The sequence below is a fragment of the Microcoleus sp. FACHB-68 genome (assembly GCF_014695715.1).
In the GTDB taxonomy this organism is placed as follows: Bacteria; Cyanobacteriota; Cyanobacteriia; order Cyanobacteriales; family Oscillatoriaceae; genus FACHB-68.
Map to the genome: position 1 here is coordinate 829582 of NZ_JACJOT010000008.1, position 23991 is coordinate 853572.

Here is a 23991-nt window from a genome sequence, read left to right on the forward strand (position 1 = left end):
AAGCAAGAGGATTTAAATCCCAGGCGGGTTCTCGGTGGGATGCTCACTCCGCCTGGGACTTAAGTCCCTGTCTCATAGCTTAAGTCAGTTGAAACTGACTAAAGGCTTGAGTGAGCCGGCTCTCAAAACCGGCTTTGTTATCAGTTCTTGACCTCGCTTGCAAGTCGAAGTCATTACGACTATGATTTATAAAGAAGGACAAAAGGAGATGCAATATGAGAATCGAGGAGATTCCCCTCGCGCAGATTCGCCGGCCTCTACCACGCAAAAACGATGCGGCTAAAGTAGAGGCGCTGATGGAGTCGATTAAAGAAATTGGTGTACGAGAACCGATTGACGTGTTAGAAGTTGATGGCCAATATTACGGATTCTCTGGCTGCCACCGCTACGAGGCTTGCCAGCGTTTGGGACTAGAAACGATTCCCTGCAAAATCCGCCGTGCACCCCGTTCTGTCCTGCAAATGCACTTAGCCTAGAGAAGGCCGGCTACAAATCTTCCTACGGGGAGTTGCGCCACAATGGCTGTAGCCCTTAAATGTAATGCAGGTTAGAGTACAGGATTAACCGGCGAATTCTATAGTTAGAAGAGGATGCAATATGCAAATTCAACCCAAATCCATGAAAGTTGACATCGGAATTGACGAAAAGGCCAGAAGTGAGATTGCTGAGGGACTTTCTAGACTCCTCGCTGACACCTACTCGCTATACCTCAAAACCCATAACTTTCACTGGAACGTCACCGGCCCGATGTTCCAAACTTTGCACCTGATGTTTGAGACGCAATACACCGAACTGGCTTTAGCCGTCGATCTAATCGCTGAACGCATTAGAGCATTAGGCTTTCCTGCGCCCGGTACTTACAGCGAATTTGCCAAGTTAAGCGCAATTGAAGAAACGCCTGGTGTTCCGAAGGCAGAAGAAATGATTCGCCTGTTGGTGCAAGGTCAAGAAACTGTAGCGCGAACCGCCCGATCCATTTTCTCCGTTGTTGAGCAAGCCAGTGATGAACCCACGGCAGATTTGCTAACCCAACGGCTGCAAGTCCATGAAAAAACCGCTTGGATGTTGAGAAGCCTCCTAGAGGAATAGGTTCAAAGTGACTTGTGCCAATCTCTCATTCTAGAAGCTGAGGGGGAGAGAGGGAGAGGAGGAGGATTACAGATTTCCTGTAACCAAAATCCTATCTCAATCCCCTAGTTCCGGCTTCCTGGTTTCAAATATTTATTGACAAATTACAAGATTTAATTTGTAATGTCCGCCTCTAAAGATCAAGACTATACCCACCGGCTGCAAGCGTTGATGAAGCAGGCGGCGGTTTCTAGTTTTAAGGCACTCTCGCGGCAAGCCGGTGTTTCTGAATGGCAAGTCAGGCAACTGCGGCGAGGGCAAGTGTCACAAATGCGAGTGGAGAACTTGCAAAAGCTTAGCAAAGCGCTGCAAATATCCTTAAGTGAATTACTGGCAACTTTTTTAACAGATGAGCCGGCACCGGCATCAACAGCAGCATTGCAACAAGAATACCGGCGCTTGCAGGCGCAATTGGCAGAACAGCGAACCTCTTTGATGCAGGAATTTCAGCAAACCTGCCTGCAAACCTTGGAACCTTGGATGCGGTTTTGGCCAACGGCAGCTTATAAGGTGCAGCAAAACCCGGAGATGCTGGCACTCAAATTATTACCGCTGGTGCGTCCGGTCGAAAATTTATTGCAACAGTGGGGCGTAGAGGCGATCGAGCAGGTGGGTGCCGAAGTCGCTTACGATCCCCGCCGGCACCAGCTAAACCCAGGAACTGCTGAACCAGGGCAGCCGGTGAAAGTGTCTCACATCGGCTATCAGCAAGGCGATAAACTGCTTTACCGTGCTCAGGTTAAGCCTTTAGGGTAAGGATTCTCATTTCTTTCTCGGTGCCAGGGGATCAAGCCAATGGAAAATTTGTTGTTTGAGCTGATTTAAATCTCGGTAAACTTCTTGCCGCATCCATTGCCCAAGGGCATCCATCGGCGTAAACACTTGGCCAACCGGCCAGCTTAAATCTTGTCCCAAGGGCGTCAGATGGTTGCCGTTGAGGGTTTGCAGCGTCACCATATCGGGGAACATCCGCTGCAGTACCTGGTTTAACAGCAGCGTTTGGTCAATGTCGTCGTTGTTAAATTTGATCAGCAGATTGCGCCGGATTCGGTAGCCTTGGGCGATAATGTCATTGGTTTCCAGGGGCGACGGTGTAAACTCGATAGCAAAGGCCGGCCTAAACTGCTCGACTAAGGGGATCGCTCGACTGGCTGGGTAATTATTAAACGAAATCAAAATATTGCCGGCGCGTTCCACCTCAAACAAGCTGCCAATCAATAAATGCAATTTACAGCCCATGCTGTGCCCAACGCCGTAAATGGGCAAATATCGCTTGCGGAGCATTCCTGTCGAGTGTAAGCGATTGAGTGTTTGCTCAAAGTTCCAGAGTACAGAGCGGGCGATTTCGGTATGATCGAGGGTATTTACAAAGGGTGTGGCCACCACTGCATACCCTTGCCGGTTTAGCTCCTCTAATAACCATCGATAGGTCAGCTGAGGTGCAGCTGCCACAAAAGCGCCCCCAAGGAAATGCACCATGCCGGTGGGCCGAGGGGGAATTAAAACCCAGCTACCCGCTACTTCCTGCCAATCCATGCTCAACCCAATTCAGTCGTTTTTTCTATTTCCAGTATAGGCTCGTCAGCCTTGCATTTTTCCCAATTCACTACAACCTATCTTGTAACTTGCTGATTTTTTTTAGATTATTTTTAGGATCTTTCTTTAAGCTTTTTTCTTTAATTTGAAATCTATCGTAGGAAAGATAAAGGCACCGACTGTTGCCTTTCTAGCGTTGCGTTGCCCCATGAGAGTTCAGATTAAGGGCGTTTAGAGTAAATATTTTTAGTGTGTTCAGCTCAGCTTTTTTTAATGTTTGTAAAGCTTCTGTAAATTCTTCCCCTCAAACTGCTGTCCGACACAAAATTCTTTTTTCGTTTGTAAAGTTTCTGTAAATTATTCCCCTCAAACTACTCTCCCCAGGCACAAAATCCTTCGTTCTACAGTCTAGGAAAATTTAATAATTTTGGGGTGGGTTTCAGGAGTTTCTGAGCGGCTTTGAACTAATTTGGGCGACTACAACCGGCAGATTTCATGTTATCATGACTAAAATTTTGGCTGTTTGGGCGACTCAGTTAGCAGTTTTTTAAAGAACCAACGAACTATTCTTAGCGAAAAGCATGATCACGTTCTCCTCAAAAACGCTAAATTTATAAATCAGAAGCAAAGTACAAGAAATCCTGCCTTTGCCTTTCTAGCTTGAAGCAACTTCTTTGGTGTCTATTCGCCAGAATTATAAAAATAATTGTCTAGGCCGGTATGATGCCATGTTTTCATGCTATGGAACATAGTCGATAGCCTTAAATAAATATTAAATAATATAAAAATGTAGTTTAGACAACAAACATAATTTGGTGTATTCGAGGACTATATAAACTTAGGACTAGGATACAAAGGCTTGCCCAATAATTAAATTCAGGGCGGTACTCAGGTTGAAAATTTATTAATCAGCGTCAAAATTTAATACAAGACGCACTTTGAATTAGCAAAGCTTTAAAATTAACTGAGGTTAACTTACTGTTAATTTTTGTTTAAAACTTTAACAACGTTAACTTGTCTTAATAAGCCAGTTAGGGTGCCGGCATAGAGATGATTTCACTAAAATTTTTAACCGTTAAAAATATTTCTGAAAACTTACAGAAAGACTTCAAGTATGGTTATGACCAACAGCCACAAATTTATGAGTGTTAGCACAAGTGAGCAAACCCAGGGCAAACACCTTACCTTTAGGAGGGAAGCTATAGGGACTCATCAAATGAAAGAGGCTAGCGGGTTACTGAATACCATTAGGCAAGCGCTGCACTGGCACCAGGTACAACAGGATTTGCGGCAGCACCAACACCAGTTGCAACTGCTAGAGGCTCGTTTTCGCAATGTAATTAACAAAAACGCAGATAGTATTATCATTGTTAATTCTTTTGGGCTGGTAAATTTTGCTAACCCAGCAACAGAATGTCTTTTTAACTGCAAAGTAGAAGAACTGGTAGGTCAAGCGCTGTTCGGCTCATTTGTCGCAGAAAAACCGGCTTGTGAAATCGATACAGCCATTATGCCAGGTGGAGGGGCAACCGGCACCGCAGATACACGAATTGTGCAAACACAAGTTGATATTACCCCTCGCTATGGCGACAAAGCCGTTGCAGAAATGCGAGTGGTTGAAACTGAATGGGAAGGAGAAATTGCTTTTCTAATCTTGCTGCGCGATATTACCGCACGTTTGCGTGCAGAAGAAGCACTGCGGCAGTCGGAAAGCCGATTTAGAGAACAAGCGCAGGCGTTGCAGCAAGCTTTAGACAATTTGCAGCAAACTCAAGCCCAGCTTGTTCAAACCGAAAAAATGTCGTCTCTGGGGCAAATGGTTGCCGGTGTTGCCCACGAAATTAACAACCCGGTTAACTTTATTTACGGCAATCTTGCCCACGTTAGTCAGTACACAAAAGACTTACTCGAATTAGTAGAACTTTATCAGCAGAATTATCCCAACCCCGTGCCGGCAATTCAAGAAAAACGGCAAGAAATTGATGTGGATTTTATTATCAAAGATATGCCCAACCTAGTCTCTTCAATGCAGGTGGGAACCGAGCGCATCCGTCAAATTGTCATCAGCTTACGGAATTTCTCCCGGCTGGATCAAGCCGAGAAGAAGCCGGTGAATATTCATGAAGGAATTGACAGCACACTGCTGATCTTGCATAGCCGGCTCAAAGCACAACCAGAGCGTCCTGAAATTGAAATTATCAAAGAATATGGCGAACTTCCTTTAGTAGAATGTTACGCCGGCCAGATGAATCAAGTATTTATGAATATTCTCAGTAATGCCATTGACGCCATTGAAGAATCTGCCGGCAGAAAACAAACCGCCCAGAAACCGCAAATTCGGATTCACACATCGATAGAAACAGAGCAGAGGAAACAGAAAACAGGACAAAAAGATCCCCCAATACCCCATTCCCATATTGTGATTCGGATTGCTGACACCGGCAATGGAATGACCGAGGAAATCCGCCACCGATTATTTGATCCCTTCTTTACAACAAAACCCGTGGGAAAAGGAACTGGACTAGGGCTTTCAATCAGTTATCAAATTGTCAAAGAAAAACATAGCGGTCAATTAAAATGTACTTCATCGCCGGGAGAAGGATCTGAATTTGTCATTGAGCTGCCCCTTCACTAAAAATCGCTGTCAACTTATCAGACATATAAGGAAAGGCTCGTCACTTTATCTGTTAAGAAGGCAAAGAAAAGGAGAAACAAAAATGCTTTTTTGCACTTGGGGCACTTTCTAACAGCAAAGCCCTTTAAAATAACAAAAATTGAGCGCGGTAGGCAGCAAGGGCTGGAAAACACCAAAGCAGTGCCGCTGATGTGCGGAGATAAAAATTTTATGATGCTCCAAGAACCGAAAAACGAAGCGATTAAGAGTGATGCTGGCCGGCAGTACGATCCGGCAGCAGTCTTTGCAGAAATACCGCACTTAGCAGCCCGCATTTGCGGCACATCAATGGCATTGCTGTATTTGGTTGATGGCACCCGATACGCTTTTAATTTAGAACTGCTAGAAGTTTCCCTGTGGGAGGTGGACTTTTGGGCGCACACCGTTGTGCAGCCAGATGTGTTGGTTGTTGAGGATACGTCCCAAGATGTCCGCTTCGCCAACAACCCAAAGGTGACTTCATCGCCTTACATTCGGTTTTATGCCGGCGTTCCCTTAATCACCTCAGATGGCCATGCAGTCGGGGCGTTATGTGTATTGGACTCCGTGCAGCGAGAGTTAACCCAGTTGCAAATAGATGCCTTGCAGGGACTTAGCCGGCAAGTGATCGCTCAAAGAGAGTTACAGCATCATTTCAGCGATTTAAGGCAGACAGCCCTCCAGTGTCAGCAAAGAGAAAAATCGCGCCCTCACGCAGAGGAAGAATACCTAACGGTTTTAGAGCAAGTTCAGGACGGGATTTTTATTCTTCAAGGCAATCAACTGCTTTTTGTCAATCAGCCATTTGCCAAGATGCTGGGTTACACGGTGGCAGAATTGAAAGGAATCGATTTTTCAGCACTGGTGGCACCAGAAGATCGCCGGAAGTTAGGCCAGACCAACCGGCGCGGGCGGGCTAGAGTTCCAGAACCGCAAACCTCTGATTTCCGGCTACTGCACAAGCATCAGGCCAATCCAATCCGGGTATCGGTGAAAGTTGCTCCGATTTCATATCAGGGCAGTGTGGCCAGTCTGGGACTTGTGAAGATGATTCATCCAGGCCGGCTGGTTGCCGGCAGAGATGGGAAATTTGCTGTACCGGCTCTCCCCAACAGTTATTACGATCTACTAACAGGACTGCTCAACCATGCTGGGTTGATGAAGTGCGTGGAATTTGCCATTGAGCAGTCAAAGCAACAGCCTAGGGATGGCTTTGCCGTGCTGTTTCTCAATATTGATCACTTCAAACGAATCAAATGCAGCCTGGGATACCGGCTGGCAGAGCAATTACTCGTAGCCTTTGCTCACCGGCTGCAAACTTGCTTACGAGCCGGTGATCCCATCGGACATCTGGGATCGGATGAGTTTGGGATTGTCGTACATCACATCAAAAATATTAATGACTCGCTCGCCATTGCTGAGCGGCTGCACGAATCCCTAAAAGTGCCTTTTCTCATCGAGAGGCAAGAAGTATTTATTACAGTTAGTATTGGCATTGCCCTCAGTGTGGGTTTGCACGCTGAAGTAACCAGCCGGCGCAAAACAGGACAAAACAGGAGCCGGCTGGTTTTACAAGACGTGGCTGCCCATGAGCACCCTACTGGAGAGCAAGAAACCAAGGCGGAAGTTGATAGCCCACTGAACGGCGTTGTACCCTTGCGCCCTCCTGCCCGACGGTTAAATGATCTAGCCGCCCAACAGCGCCCAGAAGATTTACTGCGCGATGCCGGTGTTGCTATGTACAGCGCCAAAGCGCAAGGCAAAGCGAGTTCTCAAGTATTTAATGCCGGTATGCATACGCGTGTCTTAGCCGGCTGGCGATTAGAAACCGACTTACGGCGAGCAATTCATGACAATGCTCATTTATCTGAATCCACCCGCCATTCACAATTTATACTGCACTACCAGCCTATTGTTTCCCTTGGCACCGGCACCCTAGCTGGGTTTGAGGCGCTCGTGCGCTGGCTGCACCCAGAGCGAGGTTTGGTTTCGCCAACAGAGTTTATTCCCGTGGCAGAACAAACCGGCTTGATTGTCCCTTTGGGAGCATGGGTGCTGCGCGAGGCGTGCCTTCAGATGCGCTGGTGGCAGGAGCAATTTCCAGCCGCCCAGCAGCTGACAATGAGCGTGAATTTATCTGGCATACAGCTTTCGCAGCCGGCTTTGCTCGCTCAAATTGACGAAACGCTGCAATATACAGGCATCCAGCCGAGCTGTTTAAAGCTGGAAATTACCGAAAGCGTGGTGATGGATAATGCCGATGCGGCAACCGCTGTGCTAGAGCAACTTAGAGATAGAAATATCCAGCTGTGCATCGATGATTTCGGCACCGGCTATTCCTCATTGAGCTATCTGCGCCGGTTTCCGATTAATACCTTGAAAATTGATCGCTCGTTTGTCAGCGCCATGTGCGATGAAGCAGAAAACTCAGAAATTGTGCGAGCGATTGTAATGTTGGCAAATAATTTGGGGATGCAGGTAGTGGCTGAAGGAATCGAAACGCCAGCCCAAATGCAACTGCTCTCAGCACTGCAGTGTGAGTATGGACAGGGCTATTATTTCTCAAAACCGATTGATAGCGACACTGCCGGTGCTTTAATTTCGGCAGTACCGGCTGCTTATTTTGGAGGGTAAATTAAACTTTCTAATTCTTTTTCCAGTAGATATTTAGCTGTAAAGCTCATAAACCGGCTTGATGAGTCTCAGTTAAGCAACAATGCAAAAGTTTTATAAAATAACTTAATTTTATTAACTTTTGCTTAAACTTTCCTTTAAAGAAAATTAAAATTTATTTGTAAACCGCCTAAAGCTATAAAATTAGCTAAAGATTTTAAATTCAAAAAATTAACTTTTGCAAAAAATGTAAAGATTTGATTTCAAGCAATCTTTTAACGCTCTAATTTTATTTGATCGACAGCGAAAAATCTGTTTACAACATGGCAAAAGAAGGGTAAAATTTTGAGTAAAAATTGTGAGTTCAAATTTCAAAACTTTCCCCTCTCTTGCTTTAGAAATCCTCCAGGATGTCGGGCTTTGTCAGATTGGAGGGTGGGCGATCATTACTCCACGCCCACCACACACAACCGCACTGACACTGGTAAAATTCCTGCCATTTTCGGCGATGATCCTCTGTATACACCGGCGATCGCCGGTTAATCCAAACTCCCTGCGCTTCCATCGCAGACGCTTTGCAGTTAGGGCAGCAGAACTCGTGGGCGTGAATCCCCTGGGATGTCCATTCAGGCGGGGTTGGCTCAAAAGCGTCCATGCATCATTCCTCAGTGCAGTTACCAATTATCAGCTTTTATGCCAGTCTCAATCTGGTGAAGTGGCTTTGCTAAATGTATCAGAATCTTAAGTTTTGAAGACATTACTGTATTCCCTGACTATTCTAGATTGCTTGGAGGATTGTCGCGCTTGGTTTTACCTGCCGAGATCAAATCAGCCAGATACCGATGGCACCGGCAGCCGAACGAGTAAGCATTCGTCATAAAATTGCAAGGATTCAGCTCATGCCTCATCCGATCTATCTCAACATCATCTCGTTTTTTGGCATCTTTGGCCTATGCGCGATCGCGTGGCTTTTTTCAGAACACCGCCGAATTATTCCCTGGCGCGTCATTATATCCGGCATTGCCTTGCAATTAATTTTAGGCGCGTTCGTATTTATGTTTCCGCCGACTAGGAGCGCCCTACAGGCATTTAGTAACCTACTAGACGGTGTTTTTCTGGCGGCTGACACCGGCGCGAGTTTTGTATTTGGGAAAAATCTCGTCCCACTGCCTACTAGGCCGGCGGATGTAAATTTAGGCTATATCTTCGCATTTCGAGCCTTGCCTACCGTCATCTTCTTCTCAGGATTGATGGCATTGCTCTACAACATCGGGATTATTCAAATTGTAACCGAAGTATTTGCCAAAATCTTTTATGCCACCATGCGCTTGAGTGGTGCTGAAGCTTTAAGCGGGGCGGCTAATATTTTTGTGGGTATTGAAGCTGCCATTGTTGTTAAGCCTTATTTGCCTAAAATGACTCGCAGTGAACTCTGCGCGATTTTATCGTGTTGTTTTGGAACCGCCGCTTCTTCAACTCTTGCAATTTATGTGAGTTTTTTAAGGCCGGTTTTTCCCAACATTTTGGGACACTTAGTATCTGCCTCAATTATGGCAATACCGGCTTGTTTTGTTCTCTCAAAAATTTTAGTGCCAGAAACCGAAGTTCCCCTAACTGCCGGCGGGATTCCCCAAGAAGAAAAACAAGACAAAAATGAAAAGAAATTCACCGGCACAGAACTCGGCGGGCAGGGTTTAGATGCAGCCCTAGATGAAGAACCAGAAGACATAAAAATGGAAACAGTGGGTGGAGAACCCATCGAGCGAGTGAGTCCCTTGGATGCTGCAATTGTGGGTGCATTAGATGGCGTAAAAATGGCTGTAGCCATCGCCGCCGTGCTGATTTTAATCTTAGGGTTTGTGTCTTTAATCAATCAAATCTTTGGGGGGCTAGCCGGCTTACCCAGTCCAATTGGAGACATTTTTAAGGTTGTCACCTTACAAAATATTCAAGGCGTCTTATTTTATCCCCTGACTTTGTTAACCGGCGTTCCCTTTAATGAATCTTGGACAGCCTCCGTTATTATTGGGCGTAGACTCTTAGAAACAGCAATTCCTCCCTATCAAGCACTCGGCGAAGCCGCTAAAGCCGGCACCATAAGTCCTCGCACTGTGTTGATCGTCAGCTATGCTCTTTCTGGATTTGCTCACTTAGCTTCCGTGGGAATTTTTGTTGGGGGTACAATTGCCCTCATTCCCTCACGGCGCAAAGATATTTCAGAACTTGGTTGGAAAGCTTTATTTGTTGGCACCTTAGCAACAATGATGATTGCTTGTGTTGCCGGCGTATTCGACACCGGCAGCCCCAGTATTTTAGGTGACAAAACTGCACCCGTTAGTGCGCCGGCTGTTGCCCCCTCGCCGGCAGCCCCCACCGTCGCACCTTCACCCACAGCGCCGGCTGCTAAACCCCCTGCACCCGCCCCTAAACCTTCACCGAATCGCAATCGTTAGATAATATTGGGAATGGGAATGGGGCATGGGGCATGGGGCATTGGGCATAGGGCATGGGGCATGGGAAATTTCTTCCCTTCTCCCCCTCTCCAACTCTCCGACTCTCTGACTTTCCCACTCTCCCACTCAGCACTCAGCACTTAGCACTCAGCACTCATGATCGAGCCTGGATCTGAAATTCAACGCCTGCTAGACTTAATGCCGGCTTCTGGTCGGATGCTGACTAAAGTTGTTAGCAAACCGCAGCAACCTCTGGTTATTGATAGTCCTTTTCCCCTGCCTTGGGCGAAGGATCGGCCTATTTTTATTAATTTTGATTTGTGGGGGCGACTGCCGAAACCGCAGCGAGATTTGCTGCTGCTGCGTACTGTTAGTTGGTTAACTGAAGTTAGATGGTTTAAGCCAGATTTATATCAAGGATTGGTTGCTGCTGGAGTTGTTGGCACTTTTGTGGAATTGATCCAGGGAGATGCTGTGGGTGTGATTGTTGCCGGCGGTTTAAGTGCGCTTGCCGGCAGCCAAATTTGGCGATCTTACCGCAGTTCTCAATCTGAAATTGATGCGGATCAAGTGGCTATTGGTGTTGCACTGCGGCGAGGTTATAGTGAAGCTGAAGCGGCTGCTCACTTGTTAGGGGCAATTGAGTCTGTTGCCAAAATTGAGGGGCGGGCCGGTTTGAATTTTATTGAGTTAATTCGCTCTCAAAATTTAAGGGCGATTGCGGGTTTTTCTTCGGTGGGTATCCCTGATGCGATGAAGCGGGAATGACACCTGACAAATTGGCTGTTTGGTAATTTTATTTTTTTAACCGCAGATGCACGCAGATAAACGCAGATGGGGCTGATTGTTGGATGCAAAGTAATTCTTAGTTTCTAATGTTTCGCGGCCAAGGAATGTTTGCGTCTTGAGCTAGCTGTTTAGCTACGGCTGCTGCCCCAAAAAGGTTAAGATGACTGGGATCGGAAAAATTATTATTTTGGGTTAAGTTTTTCTGGGAAAGGTTGCGGAAGATAAATCCTTTGGCATTTGCTTGACGTTGCATATTTTGCACGAATTGCTGTTCGGCTGATTTTCGTGTGGGGTCTAAGTAATCTTGGGTTAGGGGTAGATTGACAAAAATTAGGGGTATGTTGCGAGTGTTTGTAAAATAAACAATATCGTTAAGTGCTGCAGCTTGCTGTCCTTTGAATTGAAAAGCTGTATAGTCGCTGTCATACAACCCTGAAACTCGCGGATTCTGCCGATAATAAATCGCAGGATTGAAGCGGTTGGAAACGGAGAGAAATCCATTGGCATCAATTGTATTAACCGGCTCATCTAGAAATTGAAAATTAAACAGTGAAGCGTGAAAACTGCTGTCTTCCAGCTTTTGATCTAGCTGCTTTTCAAACTCATTAAATTGTTTATTTGTCAAGTCAAAAAAGTCTGTTTCAGTGATGCCGGCAGCTACATCAAGTTGTGGACGCTGCCAAATCTCATCTAAACTCAGACGAGGCCGGTTTCCCCTGACTAAGCGCTGATAGCCGGGAGAAGAGAGGATCGCATTATACGTCCGATCCTGCCGGCCACTGTTAAACGCCCGCGCCCCATCTGCCCACAAAATCAGTCGTGGCAACTGCTGCGGTGTCAAAAGTTGTCGCAACTGAAAATCAACGACTTGGGCAGTCGCCCCATTCACCGCAAAATTGAAAATTTGCAGTCCCGGATAACCTTGCTGGGCTAAAGCTTGCTGAAGTGCTCTCGGATCGACGCCCTGCAAGGCACGGGAACTCCCGACTATTAGAATATCGGGTGGGCCAATTGCTGCCAAGTAGGATAGATACAGCAGCAATTGCTCATCGAGAACTTCACTGTTAAACGTCGGGAAAGGAACGTTAGAACTCTTACCGGCAGCTTTTTGTTGGGCAATGGTAAAGTTCCGCAAATACTCAACGACTTTTTTCTGGGCGAAGGCGCGTTTCGGGCTTGCCGGCGGCACGGCTTGCATCCACGCAGCCGCCTCCAACCACGCCACAGCCACGTCGTTCCATTCTTGAAGCGATTTTGCTGTTTGAGCCAAATTCGCCGCCCTAATAGCGCTTCTAACGCCCTCTGCGAAGGGATCGGGTTGGGGTTTGGCAGCAGGGGGTGGGGTTGCTGCGACTGCCGGCACCCCTAAACTGGCAGGGGAAATAGAGTCAGACAGACTCATGGCGGTGGATGGCGCGGGGGTACAGATGCCGGCTAGCGCGAGGATTGCTACAAGGGTTATCTCATACCGGGAAGGAAGCAATAAGCTGCTAAGCATTTGATTTTTTTAGGAGGAGTGCTGAGTTCTCAGTGGGTGAGGGATTTAAGATTTCGATTCTTTGCATCAAATGCCAAATGAGATAGATGCGTGTTTACTTGTTCAGGTGGCATTTTTTGGCTGGGATGGTTGGCTATCGAATTTCCTATAAACGAGAAGCCGGTGTGGGAAGTCACGCTTGTTTTCATACTATCTAATCACTAATTAAACTGCACTGTAGACGCTGCTTCCGGAAGAAACTGGGTTAAAGAGTGCTGAGTTTGAGAGTTAATTAAAACGTATTTGAAGCATAAGTTAATCAAACAATTAATTTAAAATTTATTAGACCGACAGTGATAAAGCTGGTAGTTATAGCCATCTACTAGCGGCAGTTTGCGCTCATCTAAAGTGCAATTTTGGGGATTTAAGTTTGCCGGCACTTTGAAATTCACCAACCACAAATCCGCAAAAGAGGAAGTTTCTAGTGTTTTTTGAAGCGTTTTAGCTGCTGGACAGATTTCACCCTCACAAGCAGGGTTTTTTTGATGCGCCAAAAGAAATTGGATATTCGCCTGGTCATTTAAGCCGGTAAGACGTTTGAATTCCCAAGCTAGTCCCATCATTTCACCAATTTGCACATGGTTTTGGTGTGTGGTTGCAATTAATACTGCGGTTTTTGTATTTGTTTTTGCTTGGCTAATAGTAGACTCAAATTTTGTTTTGTAATCTTGAGAAGCTTGTTCAATAATTGGAACCAACAGATCGGGTCTATAATATTTTTGATATCCTAAATTTATTGCCACCGTTAACCCGCTTAAAAATCCCACCAGCAAAATCAGCACAACGGCTATTTTTCCACCGGCAAGGATTTTAAATGAGGCAACGCTGCGCCAACTGAAAGATAGGGGAATTGAAGATTGCCGTATTTCTCCCTCTCCCCCACTCCTAGGCTGAGAAGTTTCCCAGCAAGCCCCTAAACTTGCGCCTAGCAAAGCGATCACGGCAGGGAAGTAAACGAAATGATATCGAGCACCGCGAGTCAGATCGATGCCGAAGCCGTAAGTCATGATAAAAAATAGGGCAATTACACTTAAGATAAGCCCAGCCAAAACAGCGGTGACTGTGCGGTTTGCCGGCATTGTGAATTGGTTTTTAAAACCCCGCCATAATATGGGTGACGCCCAAAATATGAACATTAGCATCGCCGCCCCAGAGACAACCGCTACCGACAATACCGGCGACTCCACCGGCAGCAAAAGCAGCATCGTCACCCAAGCAGCCAGGGCTTGAAATAGCGGGCTAATCCAGGCTAATCCCACGCGAGCACCACTATAAATCCATTCTGTCAGCCCGCCGTCATCTGAGCTACTTTGCCACACCGGCAGCCAAACTAAACAGCCGGCTAAAGTGCCGGCGGCAACGGCAAAAAGGGTTTTGAGGGGGAGAAAGAGAGGCGGCGAATTATTTTCTTGAGCTGCCTTAGCAATGCGAATCTTCTCGCGATTTTGATGCAAAATAAGCGCCAGCAAAACGATTCCTTCAGCGCAAAGCGTGAAGCTGAAAAAGTAATGAACGGCAATGCCTAAACTGTTAACGGCAACCCAAATAAGTGCCACCCAAACCGGCATTGATCTGTGTTGATCAATGCACCGTACCGCAACGATTAGGCAACTGAGGGAAGCAATCACCAGTAAAATAGCCAAGGTATAGTGACGGGCTTCTTGTGCCAAATAAATGCCGTATGGAGAAATTGCCATCACGGCTGCTGATAGTTGCGCTATCAGCCGGGAACGAAAAGTTAGCCGGCTAAACCCATATATCGCCGGAATTGAGAGAACACCCAAAAGTGCCGGTAGAGATCGCGCTACCCACAGTGAGACATACTCGCCGGCAGGGGGAAATAAATGCATCCACAAGTTAGCCAATATAAAATAAACCGGCGGATGATTACTTTCACCCAGTAAGTGATGAATGACGTTTTCTGCCGAAGTAATTAAACCTGTATTTGTAAATGCCGGCTGCAGAGGTTCGAGTAAAACATTTAATGGAATCGCTTGATCGAGAGGAACCGTGCGAAAACTGTTCCCCAAACTAAACACCATTGTAGAAAATTCATCCGTCCAAGGAGACTTTTTATCTAGTTGGGTAAAACGTAAGCCGGTGCCGGCAGCCACCCACACTAAAAGCAACAATCCTTGAAAATATAAAGAGGAACCGTGAAAAGTAAAAATACTTTTTCCTCTTTGCTTTCCGCCTTCATCCTTCATTAAATTTATCTTAAAATCCTGATTTCTAAATTTTAATTATACTTACTGCTAACTAACATCAAACCTACATCCCTATTTATAGCAATTATAAATCGGTTTTAATATTTCTAGTGGGCCAGATTCCCGTACTACAGGATTTTCAGGGTAATGATCCTTAACCAATCACAGACTAAGGCTATATCATTTGCGGTTATAGAAAAAATAAATTGCCTAAAATCCTATTTCTTCTCAACTTCCGTCACCCGCCAACTCAGCTTTAAATTAATCCAGAAATTCCAGCAAGTCACCAATCCAATGGCTATCAAATTTGCTAAATACTCATTAACTTTCAATATATTAAATAAGAAATTCAAAAACATCACATTTAAAATTAGCCCTCCCAAACAAATCAAATTAAATTTTAACAATCGTTTCAAGCGTTGCCGATTTCCCTGCTGCTGGCTAGAAACATCTCCAAAAGTCCAACGATCATTCCATAAAAAATTGTTAATAATTGCCACTTCTGCCGCTAGAATTTTACTGCGAGTCAGAGGCAAATTAAAAGTGCTGGGATCGTGCAGCAAATAAAGCACACCCATATCCACAAACACCCCACTCAATCCCACGATAGCAAAACGCAGAAATCGCTCAACCGGCCACAAAGAAAAGCGCAACCGTAGCAGGTGTTGGAGATACTCCAAATATTGTTTCCATGTTACCTTACTTTCTCCTTCTTGGCGTTCTTGAAAGACATAGCCAACTTCAGCAATCCAGCGAATCTTTCCGCGTCCTAAAACCTCAATCAAAATCTTATAACCGAGTGGGTTCATTACCTTGCCGGCAATCACATCACGGCGAACTAAAAAATAGCCGGTCATCGGATCTGACACTCGACTAATCACCTCTGGCAGCAAAATTAAACCCAACAATTGAGCACCGCGAGATAAAAACCGGCGCATTAAACTCCAATCACTCACGCCGCCGCCTTCCACATGACGGCTAGCGACAGCCAAATCCGCGCCGCGCTCAATTTCTGCTAATAGTTTTAATAGCACTTGGGGCGGGTGTTGGAGATCGGCATCAATCACCCCTAAAACCTCTCCTCTTGCCGCTTGCCAACCGCGAATCACTGCGGTACAAAGTCCCCGTTCTTGCTGACGCCGCATCACTCGCAATTGAGGATATTCAGGCATCAATGCTTGAGCCAATTTCCAAGTAAAATCCGGGCTATCGTCATCTACGACAATGAGTTCATAATTATTGGGAATGACCTGATCGAGTAACTGGCTCAATTGCTGAATTATTTCCTGAATATTTCTCCCTTCGTTATAAGTTGGAACCACCAGAGAAAAATAAATCGGTTGTTCGCTGAGTGCCTGAGAATAAGACTCGCTGTTGTCAGTGAGCCTTGGTGCCATTTGAGGAACTTCTAAAGATCCTGCCGGCATTGGTAAAAGAGGCTTATATTGGCTAGCACTCATGTCGATTTTACATTTTAAATTTTAGATCGTCGCTCAATAGAAAACCTAGGAAGTTTAAAGGTTTCTCGAATTTTAGAAAAGAGAAAATTAATTTCAGAAAAAGCAATTAACCAAAGATGATATCATTTAACAAGGGTTAACGATCAGCAGAACGAGTGTAAAGACTGAGTTTAAATTCATCGAGATCCATCGTGCCGGATAGAGACTGCTGCTGAATCAGTTGAAACCGGCTGTTTAACACCTGTTGAACTTGCTGTCTTTCAGCCTCAGTTGCCGGCTTCGACCATACCGGCATCGCACTTTCTAACCAGACAATACGAGAATATCGCGAACCGTCAGACTTGAGAAACTTTTCTAATGCATTTGCCAACTGGGTAGATTCTTGCGCTAGTAGATTCACCGGCAATGCCGGCGAAATATAATAAGCCAAACGCATCACATGACCCCAAGCTTGAGAGTCCATCGCAATTAAGGTGGGTGTAGTTGGTTGCTGTGCGATAACATCGGCAATTTTATGGAAAACCCAGCGCTGCCGCAAACTATAATCGCCAATACTGACACTCAAATACAACAGCAATAACACTGCCACTGCCGGTTTGCACCAATGTGAGGCAGCCTTTTCCACCCACACAGCCAGCAACAGCAAGCAGCCTGGTAAAATCCAAATCATACTGCGTCCCCAGCCAAAACCTACGGTAAACTTGCCGGTGACGATATCCACTGCCAGCGCCAGCAATAGCGGCAGCAAGCTTAATAATAGTGAAAGTTGAACAGCAGGAATTTTCCCCCTCTCCTGCCTTGGCTGACGCCATAGACTGGCGATCACCGCAGCAAGCACACCCATTACCCCCACTCCCGCAATCAGGCGGCTTGCCGGCGGCAAACTTGTTACCCAGTCTCCCAAGAGTAGGTGAGTTCCCAAGGTTTGGGCGACATCCTGAAAATGCTGTACGATGCCGGCAATCAATCCTGCCGGTGCGTTAAACCGCTGAAAGTCGGCATTACGGAGTTGCTGGCGGGTGCCCCAAAGTATCCAGGGGAGGGATAATAGGATGCCGGCTGCTAAACGGAATGCGTGTTGCCACCACCGGCATCTATCTAAATAAATTGCGATGATTGCTAAAGTAATGATCCAGTAAATATATAAATAAAATGTCAGGATTCCTGCTGTGACTGAGGCGATTAACAGGATATCCCAGAAAAATATAGGGATTTTTTTTGCCGGCATTCCGGAATTATAGGATTTTTGATTAAGTAGAATTTTAATTCGTTGAAGTAATGCCCATGTGCTAAGGGCGATCCACAAAACAAGTGGTGCATACATTCGCACATTTAGCGAGTGAAATAAATAAAAGGGATTGGTTGCTAAAAGCGCAGCGAGTAAAAGTCCGCCGCGATGCCCTAAAATCGTTTTTCCCAATCCATAAGTGCATCCAACTGCGGCGATACTTAACAAAGCATTCAGGCTACGCATAGCGATTTCACTGTTTCCAAAAAGGCGTAACCAAAAATGCTGACTGAGGAAAAATAGGGGTGGGTGAGGTTCTCCGCCAACTAATCCTCTTAGCAGGCTGATGAGGGTTTTCAGGGTGTCTTGAATTGTGGTTTCTGCCGGCAACTTTAATAAAAAAGTATAGTTCGCTAAAATAACCGGCGTATCTTCTGGAGATTGATAAGCAAGTTTTTTGCCGGTGGATAGTAATAAAGATAGAATTTCGTCATACCAAAATTCACGAGTTCCTAAATTAATCAAGCGCAGCATAATCCCAATGGCAATCGCTGCGATGAGTAAATGTTCTAGTGACAAGCGAAACGGCTGCTTATTTACAATACGGCTTTGATTCATCACGGTTTTAAAGTTAAATTTAGCTGCTGGTTTTTATCGGATTTTTTTGGCTAAGCAATCGGTAACTATAATCAAATAATCCTCCCAAACAGCAGGTAATTGCTAAGACGATAAAAAACCGTAACCAGTAAAACGTGAGTTGGGGTGTTAAAATTGCCCACAGCGCCACCATAAAGTTCATGTGGGAGAGATAAATGCCATAGGAAAGGTTTCCAAGCGTTGCTAAACCGGCTTTCCCCCACGGAATTACACTCATCGTTTGAAACAATAAGCAAAATTCTCCAACACCTATTAAGCTATCTGCGGGAATTCTTAGGATCATCCAACCTTCAGAGGAAGCCCAATCAAAACCCACACCCACAACCCACATTAGCGCAGTTAGCCAAATCCAACGTTTTTCAAGCAATAATTTTTGACTCCACCGGCATACCCCCTTAAAATCTTTCGCTGCCGGTTCTAAAAGGCTAATCGCAAGCACAATTCCAAAGACAAATCCAAATAGGCGCGTCGGAAAAAAAGCGCCGCGCAACAAAATATCTGTCGTCATTTCATCCAAAGGAAAACTTACAATAATTCCTCGATATAATAAAGTAATTAACAGAGAAACCAGAAGTAAAATTGACCATCCCCAACGTTTCCCAAACCACACCAGTATTGGAAAAATTAAATAAAATTGAACCGCTAGCCCCACGTACCACCAAGCCGCATTTAGAAAAAAATAGTAATCTAAACTAAAATTCCGCAAAGTCGTGAAACTCGCAAAACTTGCCAAAATCGTATCAAATACCCCTCGATTTAATACCTCCCGCCCAAACGGAACCCAAGCCGGCTGTACCCACGCCAAAATCAGCGCCAAACCATGCGCCAACCAATAAAGCGGAAATAATCGCCAAAGTCTTCGTTGCCAAAATTTTAAAATATCAAAGAGGCGAAACGTGTTGCCGGCAGCTTTTCCCCCTCGCCACCAAGAAGCCGCTAAGCCAAAACCACTGGCACTAATAAAAATATGAACGCCGTACTCTCCTAGTAGACAAAAAATATTTAAACTTGCCTCAAATAACCCATTGACACCGCCCCTTGAAAATGCAGCATAAACCTGAGAGAATAGTAACCAGCCTTTAGAATAGCCCCACAAATGATAGGCAACAATCGTAAAAATTGCCCATCCCTTAAATGCCGGCAGCAGTTTACTGAGACGCTGATAATTTTGCGGCAACGTTTGACTGAGCATAGGAACAAAAACGTTTTATTCTAATAAGTTAGAACGACTTCTAAATTTCCTAATTTCCTAATCCAGGTCTCACCCACAGAATAGCCTGCCAAAATAAAAGAAATCACTGGCTATTTTCTAAAACGCTGTGAAAACTCAAACTGTTGATGCAATTCTAAACCGTGCCTTAACCGGCACCGATATTTCCTCCGAAGAAGCAGTCGCACTCCTGAAACAAACAGAACCGGCAGCCATTGCAGCCATTCGCCAAACCGCCGACGAACTCCGGCGCAGACAAGCCGGTGAAGCTGTCACCTACATCATCAACCGCAATATTAACTTTACAAATATCTGCGAACAACACTGTAGCTTCTGCGCCTTTCGCCGCGATGACGCAGAGGAAGGCGCGTTTTGGCTGGATGCCGGCAAAATCCTCGAAAAAGCGACAGATGCAGTGCGACAGGATGCCACAGAAATTTGTATGCAAGGGGGATTAAACCCGCAAGCAAAGGTTGCCGGTTCCTCTTTGTCGTTTTACCGGCAATTGGTGAAAATAATCAAAGATGAATTTCCCCATCTGCATTTGCACGCCTTCTCTCCCCAAGAAGTGCAATTCATTGCCAGAGAAGACGGACTCAGTTATGCCGATGTCATAGCAGCGCTGCGGGATGCCGGTGTTGGTTCAATGCCGGGAACCGCCGCAGAAGTGCTGGAGGATCGGGTGCGGCGCATTATCTGCCCGGAAAAACTCGATAGCAACACCTGGCTAGAAATTGTAGAAACTGCTCACCGCCTAGGTTTGCCGACAACAAGCACCATGCTGTGCGGACATATTGAAACGCCAGAGGAGCAAATTAGCCATTTAGAAAAATTGCGTCTACTTCAGCAAACCGCCATTGATCGGCAATATCCCGTTCGCATTACAGAATTTATTCTCCTGCCTTTTGTCGGAGAAATGGCACCGGCACCTTTGCGGCGGCGGGTGGGACGCGATCAGCCGGTTCTTGCCGACACCCTCTTACTCACAGCCGTGTCTAGAATCTTTTTAGGAAATTGGATAGCCAACCATCAACCTAGCTGGGTTAAACTCGGTCTTGCCGGCGCAACAGAAGCCCTTAAATGGGGTTGTAACGACATTGGCGGCACCTTAATGGAAGAACACATTACCACAATGGCCGGTGCCCAAGGCGGCAGTTGTCAGACAGTAGAAGCCTTACAGGCAGCGATCCACTCCTTGGGCCGTCCTGACCGGCAGCGGGATACATTGTATCGTCCTCTGTCAGTTTTGAGTGCTGGGTGTTGAGTGCTGAGTTCTGAGTTCTGAGTTCTCAGTCCTGAGTTCTGAGTGCTGAGTCCTGAGTGCTGAGTTCTGAGTGCCCAGTGCCCAGTGCCCAGTGCCCAATGCCCAGTGCCCAGTGCTGAGTGGTTCGTTGAAAAGCGGTGTTGAAGTCAACACCGCACACCTCTTATCTTCTCCCTGGCAGCGTTTATTGAACCAACTCTATTAAGGGTTGGAACCGGACAAGATTGATCGCCATCAATTCCGCAGACCCTGGTAAATTGACAATTGCACCGGCTACCCTGTCTGAGCGACCATTTCTGACTCTATGATTGACAAAATAAAAACTGCATTTGAGAAACCGAACTCTGCCCGCCTGCTGACGGTGGGGGCTGCCGTTTTGCTAATTGGTGGCGGGATCGCAGCTTATTGGGCATTGGTTCAAAAAACCCCTTTAGGAGACACCCCTATCGGTTCCACCGTCGTCCCCCAAGACGCATTTGCCGCCGTTTCCCTGAATACCAATAGCGGTCAGTGGCAGCAGTTACGCCAGTACGGCACCCCGGAAAGCCGAGCACTTCTTGATGGACAACTGACCCAGTGGCGCGATAACCTGTTGAGCGTCAATGGCTACAACTATGAGAAAGATATCCAGCCTTGGGTCGGGCGAGAGGTCATGATAGCTTGGTTATCGCCTCAACTTGTTGCCTCAGCCACCACTCCTGCCCCCAATGCCGCCGCCTCTATCGAAAATGCCCTGATGATCGTGCTGCCGATTAACAACGCAGGAAGGGCAAAACAACTGTTAGAGAAGCCCAAACCGCTGCCACAAGGTCAGTGGGTTGAGCGCACTTACAACAACGTCAAAATAAGGGAAATACAAGGCGCACCGGCTCAAAGATACTCAGCCGCAATCCTTGATGATCGGTTTTTAGTCGTCACCACCAACCCAAGAGCAACAGAACTGGCAATTGACACCTATAAAGGCGGCCCTTCCCTCGCCAAAACCCCTGGATACGGTGAAGCGTTAAATCAAATCGAGACATCTGGGCCATTTGCCAGAGTTTATATCAATGTGCCGGCGGCTGCGGATGTTGCCGCCATTCATTCTGTGCGAACCATTCCCCCGCAAGCAAGGGCGCAACTGCAACAAAATCAGGGAATCGCCACAACGGTTAACCTGCAACCTGAAGGCATCAATTTTAAAGCGGTTTCTTGGCTAAAACCGGATAGTGAGAAAAAGCAAGCCGTAGAAAATAAAGCCCAAGGAATGCTCAGCCGGCTGCCGGCGGACACCTTAATGATGGCGTCGGGCAGCAATTTGCAGCGGATGTGGCAAGATTACACCGAAGGTTCTCAAGCCAACCCCCTGACGCCCTTCGATCCGCAATGGCTGCAAAAAGCCATTACATCAAACACCGGCTTGAATTTAGAAAAAGACTTGCTGGCATGGATGGCAGGGGAATTTTCATTTTCCCTGATTCCCGCAGCTCAAGGAACGGTGACACAGTTTCCCGCAGGGCTAGTCTTTATGGTGCGCTCTAGCGACCGCCGCGCCGCAGAGAAAGCCCTCAAACAGCTGGATCGGGTGATGAGTGATCGATACAAATACAAGGTCGAAGAAGCGAAAATTGGCAATCAGTCGGTCGTCAATTGGACTTCCGAATATGGTGCCTTGACACTCACTCACGGTTGGTTAAATGGCAATGTTGCTTTCTTGACAATGTTTGCGCCGGTTGCCGGTGGCATCGTTCCGAAGCCGCCAACTCCACTGGCAGTTTCTGAACAATTCCAAAAAGCTGTTCCCACAGAACTTGAATCCACCACCGGCAACTTTTTCATTGATGTTGACCGCCTAGTCAATACGAAGCAATTTTTCTTTCCAGAACTGCCGGCGGCGCAGCAAGCCGTGGTGAATGCGATTCGCAGCGTTGGGCTAACCGCAGCCATTAGCGACGCGCGCAGCACTCGCTACGATGTCTTTGTGATGCTGAAACAGCAAGGCAAACCAAACCCATTGCCCAGTCCTGCCAAAGTTCTCCCCTCTCCAAAGCCTCAAAGCACTCCGCCCAAACAACAGACACAACCCAGTCCATCACCCACCAGTCCGCCGGCAACACCTCAAACGCCTCCTCAGCCGTCTCCTTAATTGAGAGGGTGACGGGGTAAAGGGGAAAGGCAAAGAAAAATTGTTGCCAAAGTCTTACTGAATACTGATTCAGAATTCTGTCAAAATAAGCAGCGTATCTTGCTGAGAGTGAATATCTAGATGGCTCCTAACAGACTGCCCCTGCCTCAATTCTTGCGTCGTGCCGGTCAATCCAGCCTTTCGATGCAAATGATGGGGGTGGGTATTGTGCTGACACTTCTATTTGTCTTTATTGCCCTCTTAGCACCGGCTTTCCAAAGTTGGGGCTGGCTACAAAACCCCACAGAATTCCTCAGTAACCCGATCCACGAACCTCCCTCTCCCAGCCATTGGTTTGGCACCAGCCGGCAAGGTTATGATGTGTTTTCGCGCACCTTATTCGGTAGCCAAGCCGCGTGGCAAGTCGTGATTTTGGCAACAGCACTCAGTTTAATTATTGGCGTCCCCCTCGGCTTAGTCAGCGGTTATTTAGGGGGAAAAGTGGATCGGGTGTTGCTATTTTTTATGGATACAATTTACACCTTACCCGGATTGTTGCTGTCAATTACCCTGGCGTTTGTTGTCGGGCGTGGAGTATTAAATGCGGCGATTGCCTTGAGTATTTCTTACATTCCCCAATACTATCGCGTTGTCAGAAATCACACCCACAGTGTTAGAACCGAACTGTTTATTGAAGCCGCCCAAGCAATGGGCGCATCTACCTGGACAGTTCTCACACGTTACTTATTTCTTAACGTCATTCAAAGCGTGCCGGTGTTATTCACCCTCAACGCTGCTGATGCCATTCTGACATTAGGAGGCTTAGGATTTCTCGGTTTAGGTTTACCCGAAGAAACAGCAGAGTGGGGACACGATTTGCGGCAGGCGCTAGAAGCACTTCCCACCGGCATTTGGTGGACGGCTTTATTTCCCGGTTTAGCAATGACACTAATGGTTGTCGGGTTGTCTCTAGTCGGTGAAGGGTTGAACGAGTTCGTCAATCCTAAATTGCGGCAGCAAAGTTAAGGCAAACAAAATTAAATAGGGCATGGGGCATGGGGCATGGGGCATGGGGCATGGCTGCGTTAACCTCTAGCCCTACCCCGGAAATATCACACCGGCTGTTGTATCTCTATTTAGCCGTCAGAGTGA

18 protein-coding genes are annotated in these 23991 nt (G+C 46.5%); 11 read left to right on the forward strand and 7 right to left on the reverse strand.

Annotated features, from left to right (window positions below; genetic code table 11):
- The first annotated feature begins 215 nt into the window (after nt 1-215).
- The 3 genes from H6F73_RS12445 (at nt 216) to H6F73_RS12455 (ending at nt 1884) form a co-directional block, all read left to right on the forward strand.
- A complete protein-coding gene (locus tag H6F73_RS12445; RefSeq protein ID WP_190759051.1) occupies nt 216-476 on the forward strand; it encodes a sulfiredoxin in 261 nt (86 codons plus the stop codon).
- A 121-nt stretch (nt 477-597) separates the two neighbouring features.
- A complete protein-coding gene (locus tag H6F73_RS12450) occupies nt 598-1089 on the forward strand; it encodes a Dps family protein (protein ID WP_190759052.1) in 492 nt (163 codons plus the stop codon).
- A gap of 162 nt (nt 1090-1251) precedes the next feature.
- Nucleotides 1252-1884: a helix-turn-helix domain-containing protein gene (locus H6F73_RS12455; protein ID WP_190759053.1), complete on the forward strand. Its 633-nt coding sequence runs from the start codon at nt 1252-1254 to the stop codon at nt 1882-1884.
- 6 nt (nt 1885-1890) lie between these two features.
- Here H6F73_RS12455 and H6F73_RS12460 read toward each other — a convergent pair whose 3' ends face one another.
- Nucleotides 1891-2664: a DUF1350 family protein gene (locus tag H6F73_RS12460; protein ID WP_190759054.1), complete on the reverse strand. Its 774-nt coding sequence runs from the start codon at nt 2662-2664 to the stop codon at nt 1891-1893.
- A gap of 1114 nt (nt 2665-3778) precedes the next feature.
- Here H6F73_RS12460 and H6F73_RS12465 point away from each other — a divergent pair.
- The gene (locus H6F73_RS12465) at nt 3779-5299 is read left to right on the forward strand and encodes an ATP-binding protein (protein WP_190759055.1); all 1521 of its coding nucleotides are present in this window, start codon (nt 3779-3781) and stop codon (nt 5297-5299) included.
- Between the two features lie 210 nt (nt 5300-5509).
- Nucleotides 5510-7951 carry an EAL domain-containing protein gene (locus H6F73_RS12470; RefSeq protein WP_190759056.1) on the forward strand — a complete coding sequence of 814 codons (2442 nt, stop codon included), beginning with the start codon at nt 5510-5512 and terminating at the stop codon, nt 7949-7951.
- Between the two features lie 373 nt (nt 7952-8324).
- On the opposite strand, the gene H6F73_RS12475 is transcribed toward H6F73_RS12470, so the two are convergent.
- Nucleotides 8325-8585: a hypothetical protein gene (locus H6F73_RS12475; protein WP_190759057.1), complete on the reverse strand. Its 261-nt coding sequence runs from the start codon at nt 8583-8585 to the stop codon at nt 8325-8327.
- 244 nt (nt 8586-8829) lie between these two features.
- Between H6F73_RS12475 and H6F73_RS12480 the strand changes: the two genes are divergently transcribed.
- The 3 genes from H6F73_RS12480 to H6F73_RS12485 are packed head-to-tail and all read left to right on the forward strand — an operon-like array spanning nt 8830 to nt 11151.
- Nucleotides 8830-10383, forward strand: a complete 1554-nt coding sequence (locus tag H6F73_RS12480; RefSeq protein ID WP_190759058.1) for a nucleoside transporter C-terminal domain-containing protein — start codon at nt 8830-8832, stop codon at nt 10381-10383.
- Nucleotides 10384-10401: 18 nt separating this feature from the next.
- On the forward strand, nt 10402-10527 hold the full coding sequence (locus tag H6F73_RS26995; RefSeq protein ID WP_277882603.1) for a hypothetical protein: 126 nt from the start codon (nt 10402-10404) through the stop codon (nt 10525-10527).
- Nucleotides 10528-10542: 15 nt separating this feature from the next.
- Nucleotides 10543-11151: a DUF3318 domain-containing protein gene (locus tag H6F73_RS12485; protein ID WP_190759633.1), complete on the forward strand. Its 609-nt coding sequence runs from the start codon at nt 10543-10545 to the stop codon at nt 11149-11151.
- Nucleotides 11152-11248: 97 nt separating this feature from the next.
- Here the strand turns inward: H6F73_RS12485 and H6F73_RS12490 are convergent, their stop codons facing one another.
- The 5 genes from H6F73_RS12490 to H6F73_RS12510 all read right to left on the reverse strand — a co-directional run bounded on the left by H6F73_RS12490 (nt 11249) and on the right by H6F73_RS12510 (nt 19453).
- Nucleotides 11249-12670 carry a hypothetical protein gene (locus H6F73_RS12490; protein ID WP_190759059.1) on the reverse strand — a complete coding sequence of 474 codons (1422 nt, stop codon included), beginning with the start codon at nt 12668-12670 and terminating at the stop codon, nt 11249-11251.
- Between the two features lie 311 nt (nt 12671-12981).
- Nucleotides 12982-14916, reverse strand: a complete 1935-nt coding sequence (locus tag H6F73_RS12495; RefSeq protein ID WP_190759060.1) for a glycosyltransferase family 39 protein — start codon at nt 14914-14916, stop codon at nt 12982-12984.
- 218 nt (nt 14917-15134) lie between these two features.
- Complete coding sequence (locus tag H6F73_RS12500; RefSeq protein WP_190759061.1) at nt 15135-16376, reverse strand: glycosyltransferase; 1242 nt, start codon at nt 16374-16376, stop codon at nt 15135-15137.
- Nucleotides 16377-16512: 136 nt separating this feature from the next.
- Nucleotides 16513-18222 (reverse strand): glycosyltransferase family 39 protein, encoded by a 1710-nt coding sequence (locus H6F73_RS12505; RefSeq protein ID WP_190759062.1) that lies wholly within the window; start codon nt 18220-18222, stop codon nt 16513-16515.
- Nucleotides 18223-18241: 19 nt separating this feature from the next.
- Nucleotides 18242-19453, reverse strand: coding sequence for an acyltransferase family protein (locus H6F73_RS12510; protein ID WP_190759063.1), 1212 nt, complete (start codon nt 19451-19453; stop codon nt 18242-18244).
- Between the two features lie 127 nt (nt 19454-19580).
- Between H6F73_RS12510 and cofH the strand changes: the two genes are divergently transcribed.
- The 3 genes from cofH to H6F73_RS12525 all read left to right on the forward strand — a co-directional run bounded on the left by cofH (nt 19581) and on the right by H6F73_RS12525 (nt 23865).
- Nucleotides 19581-20735: a 7,8-didemethyl-8-hydroxy-5-deazariboflavin synthase subunit CofH gene (cofH, locus tag H6F73_RS12515; RefSeq protein ID WP_190759064.1), complete on the forward strand. Its 1155-nt coding sequence runs from the start codon at nt 19581-19583 to the stop codon at nt 20733-20735.
- 304 nt (nt 20736-21039) lie between these two features.
- Entirely contained in the window at nt 21040-22860 is a 1821-nt protein-coding gene (locus H6F73_RS12520) for a DUF3352 domain-containing protein (RefSeq protein WP_190759065.1), read from the forward strand.
- Nucleotides 22861-22980: 120 nt separating this feature from the next.
- Nucleotides 22981-23865: an ABC transporter permease gene (locus H6F73_RS12525; RefSeq protein WP_190759066.1), complete on the forward strand. Its 885-nt coding sequence runs from the start codon at nt 22981-22983 to the stop codon at nt 23863-23865.
- The last annotated feature ends 126 nt before the right edge of the window (nt 23866-23991 follow it).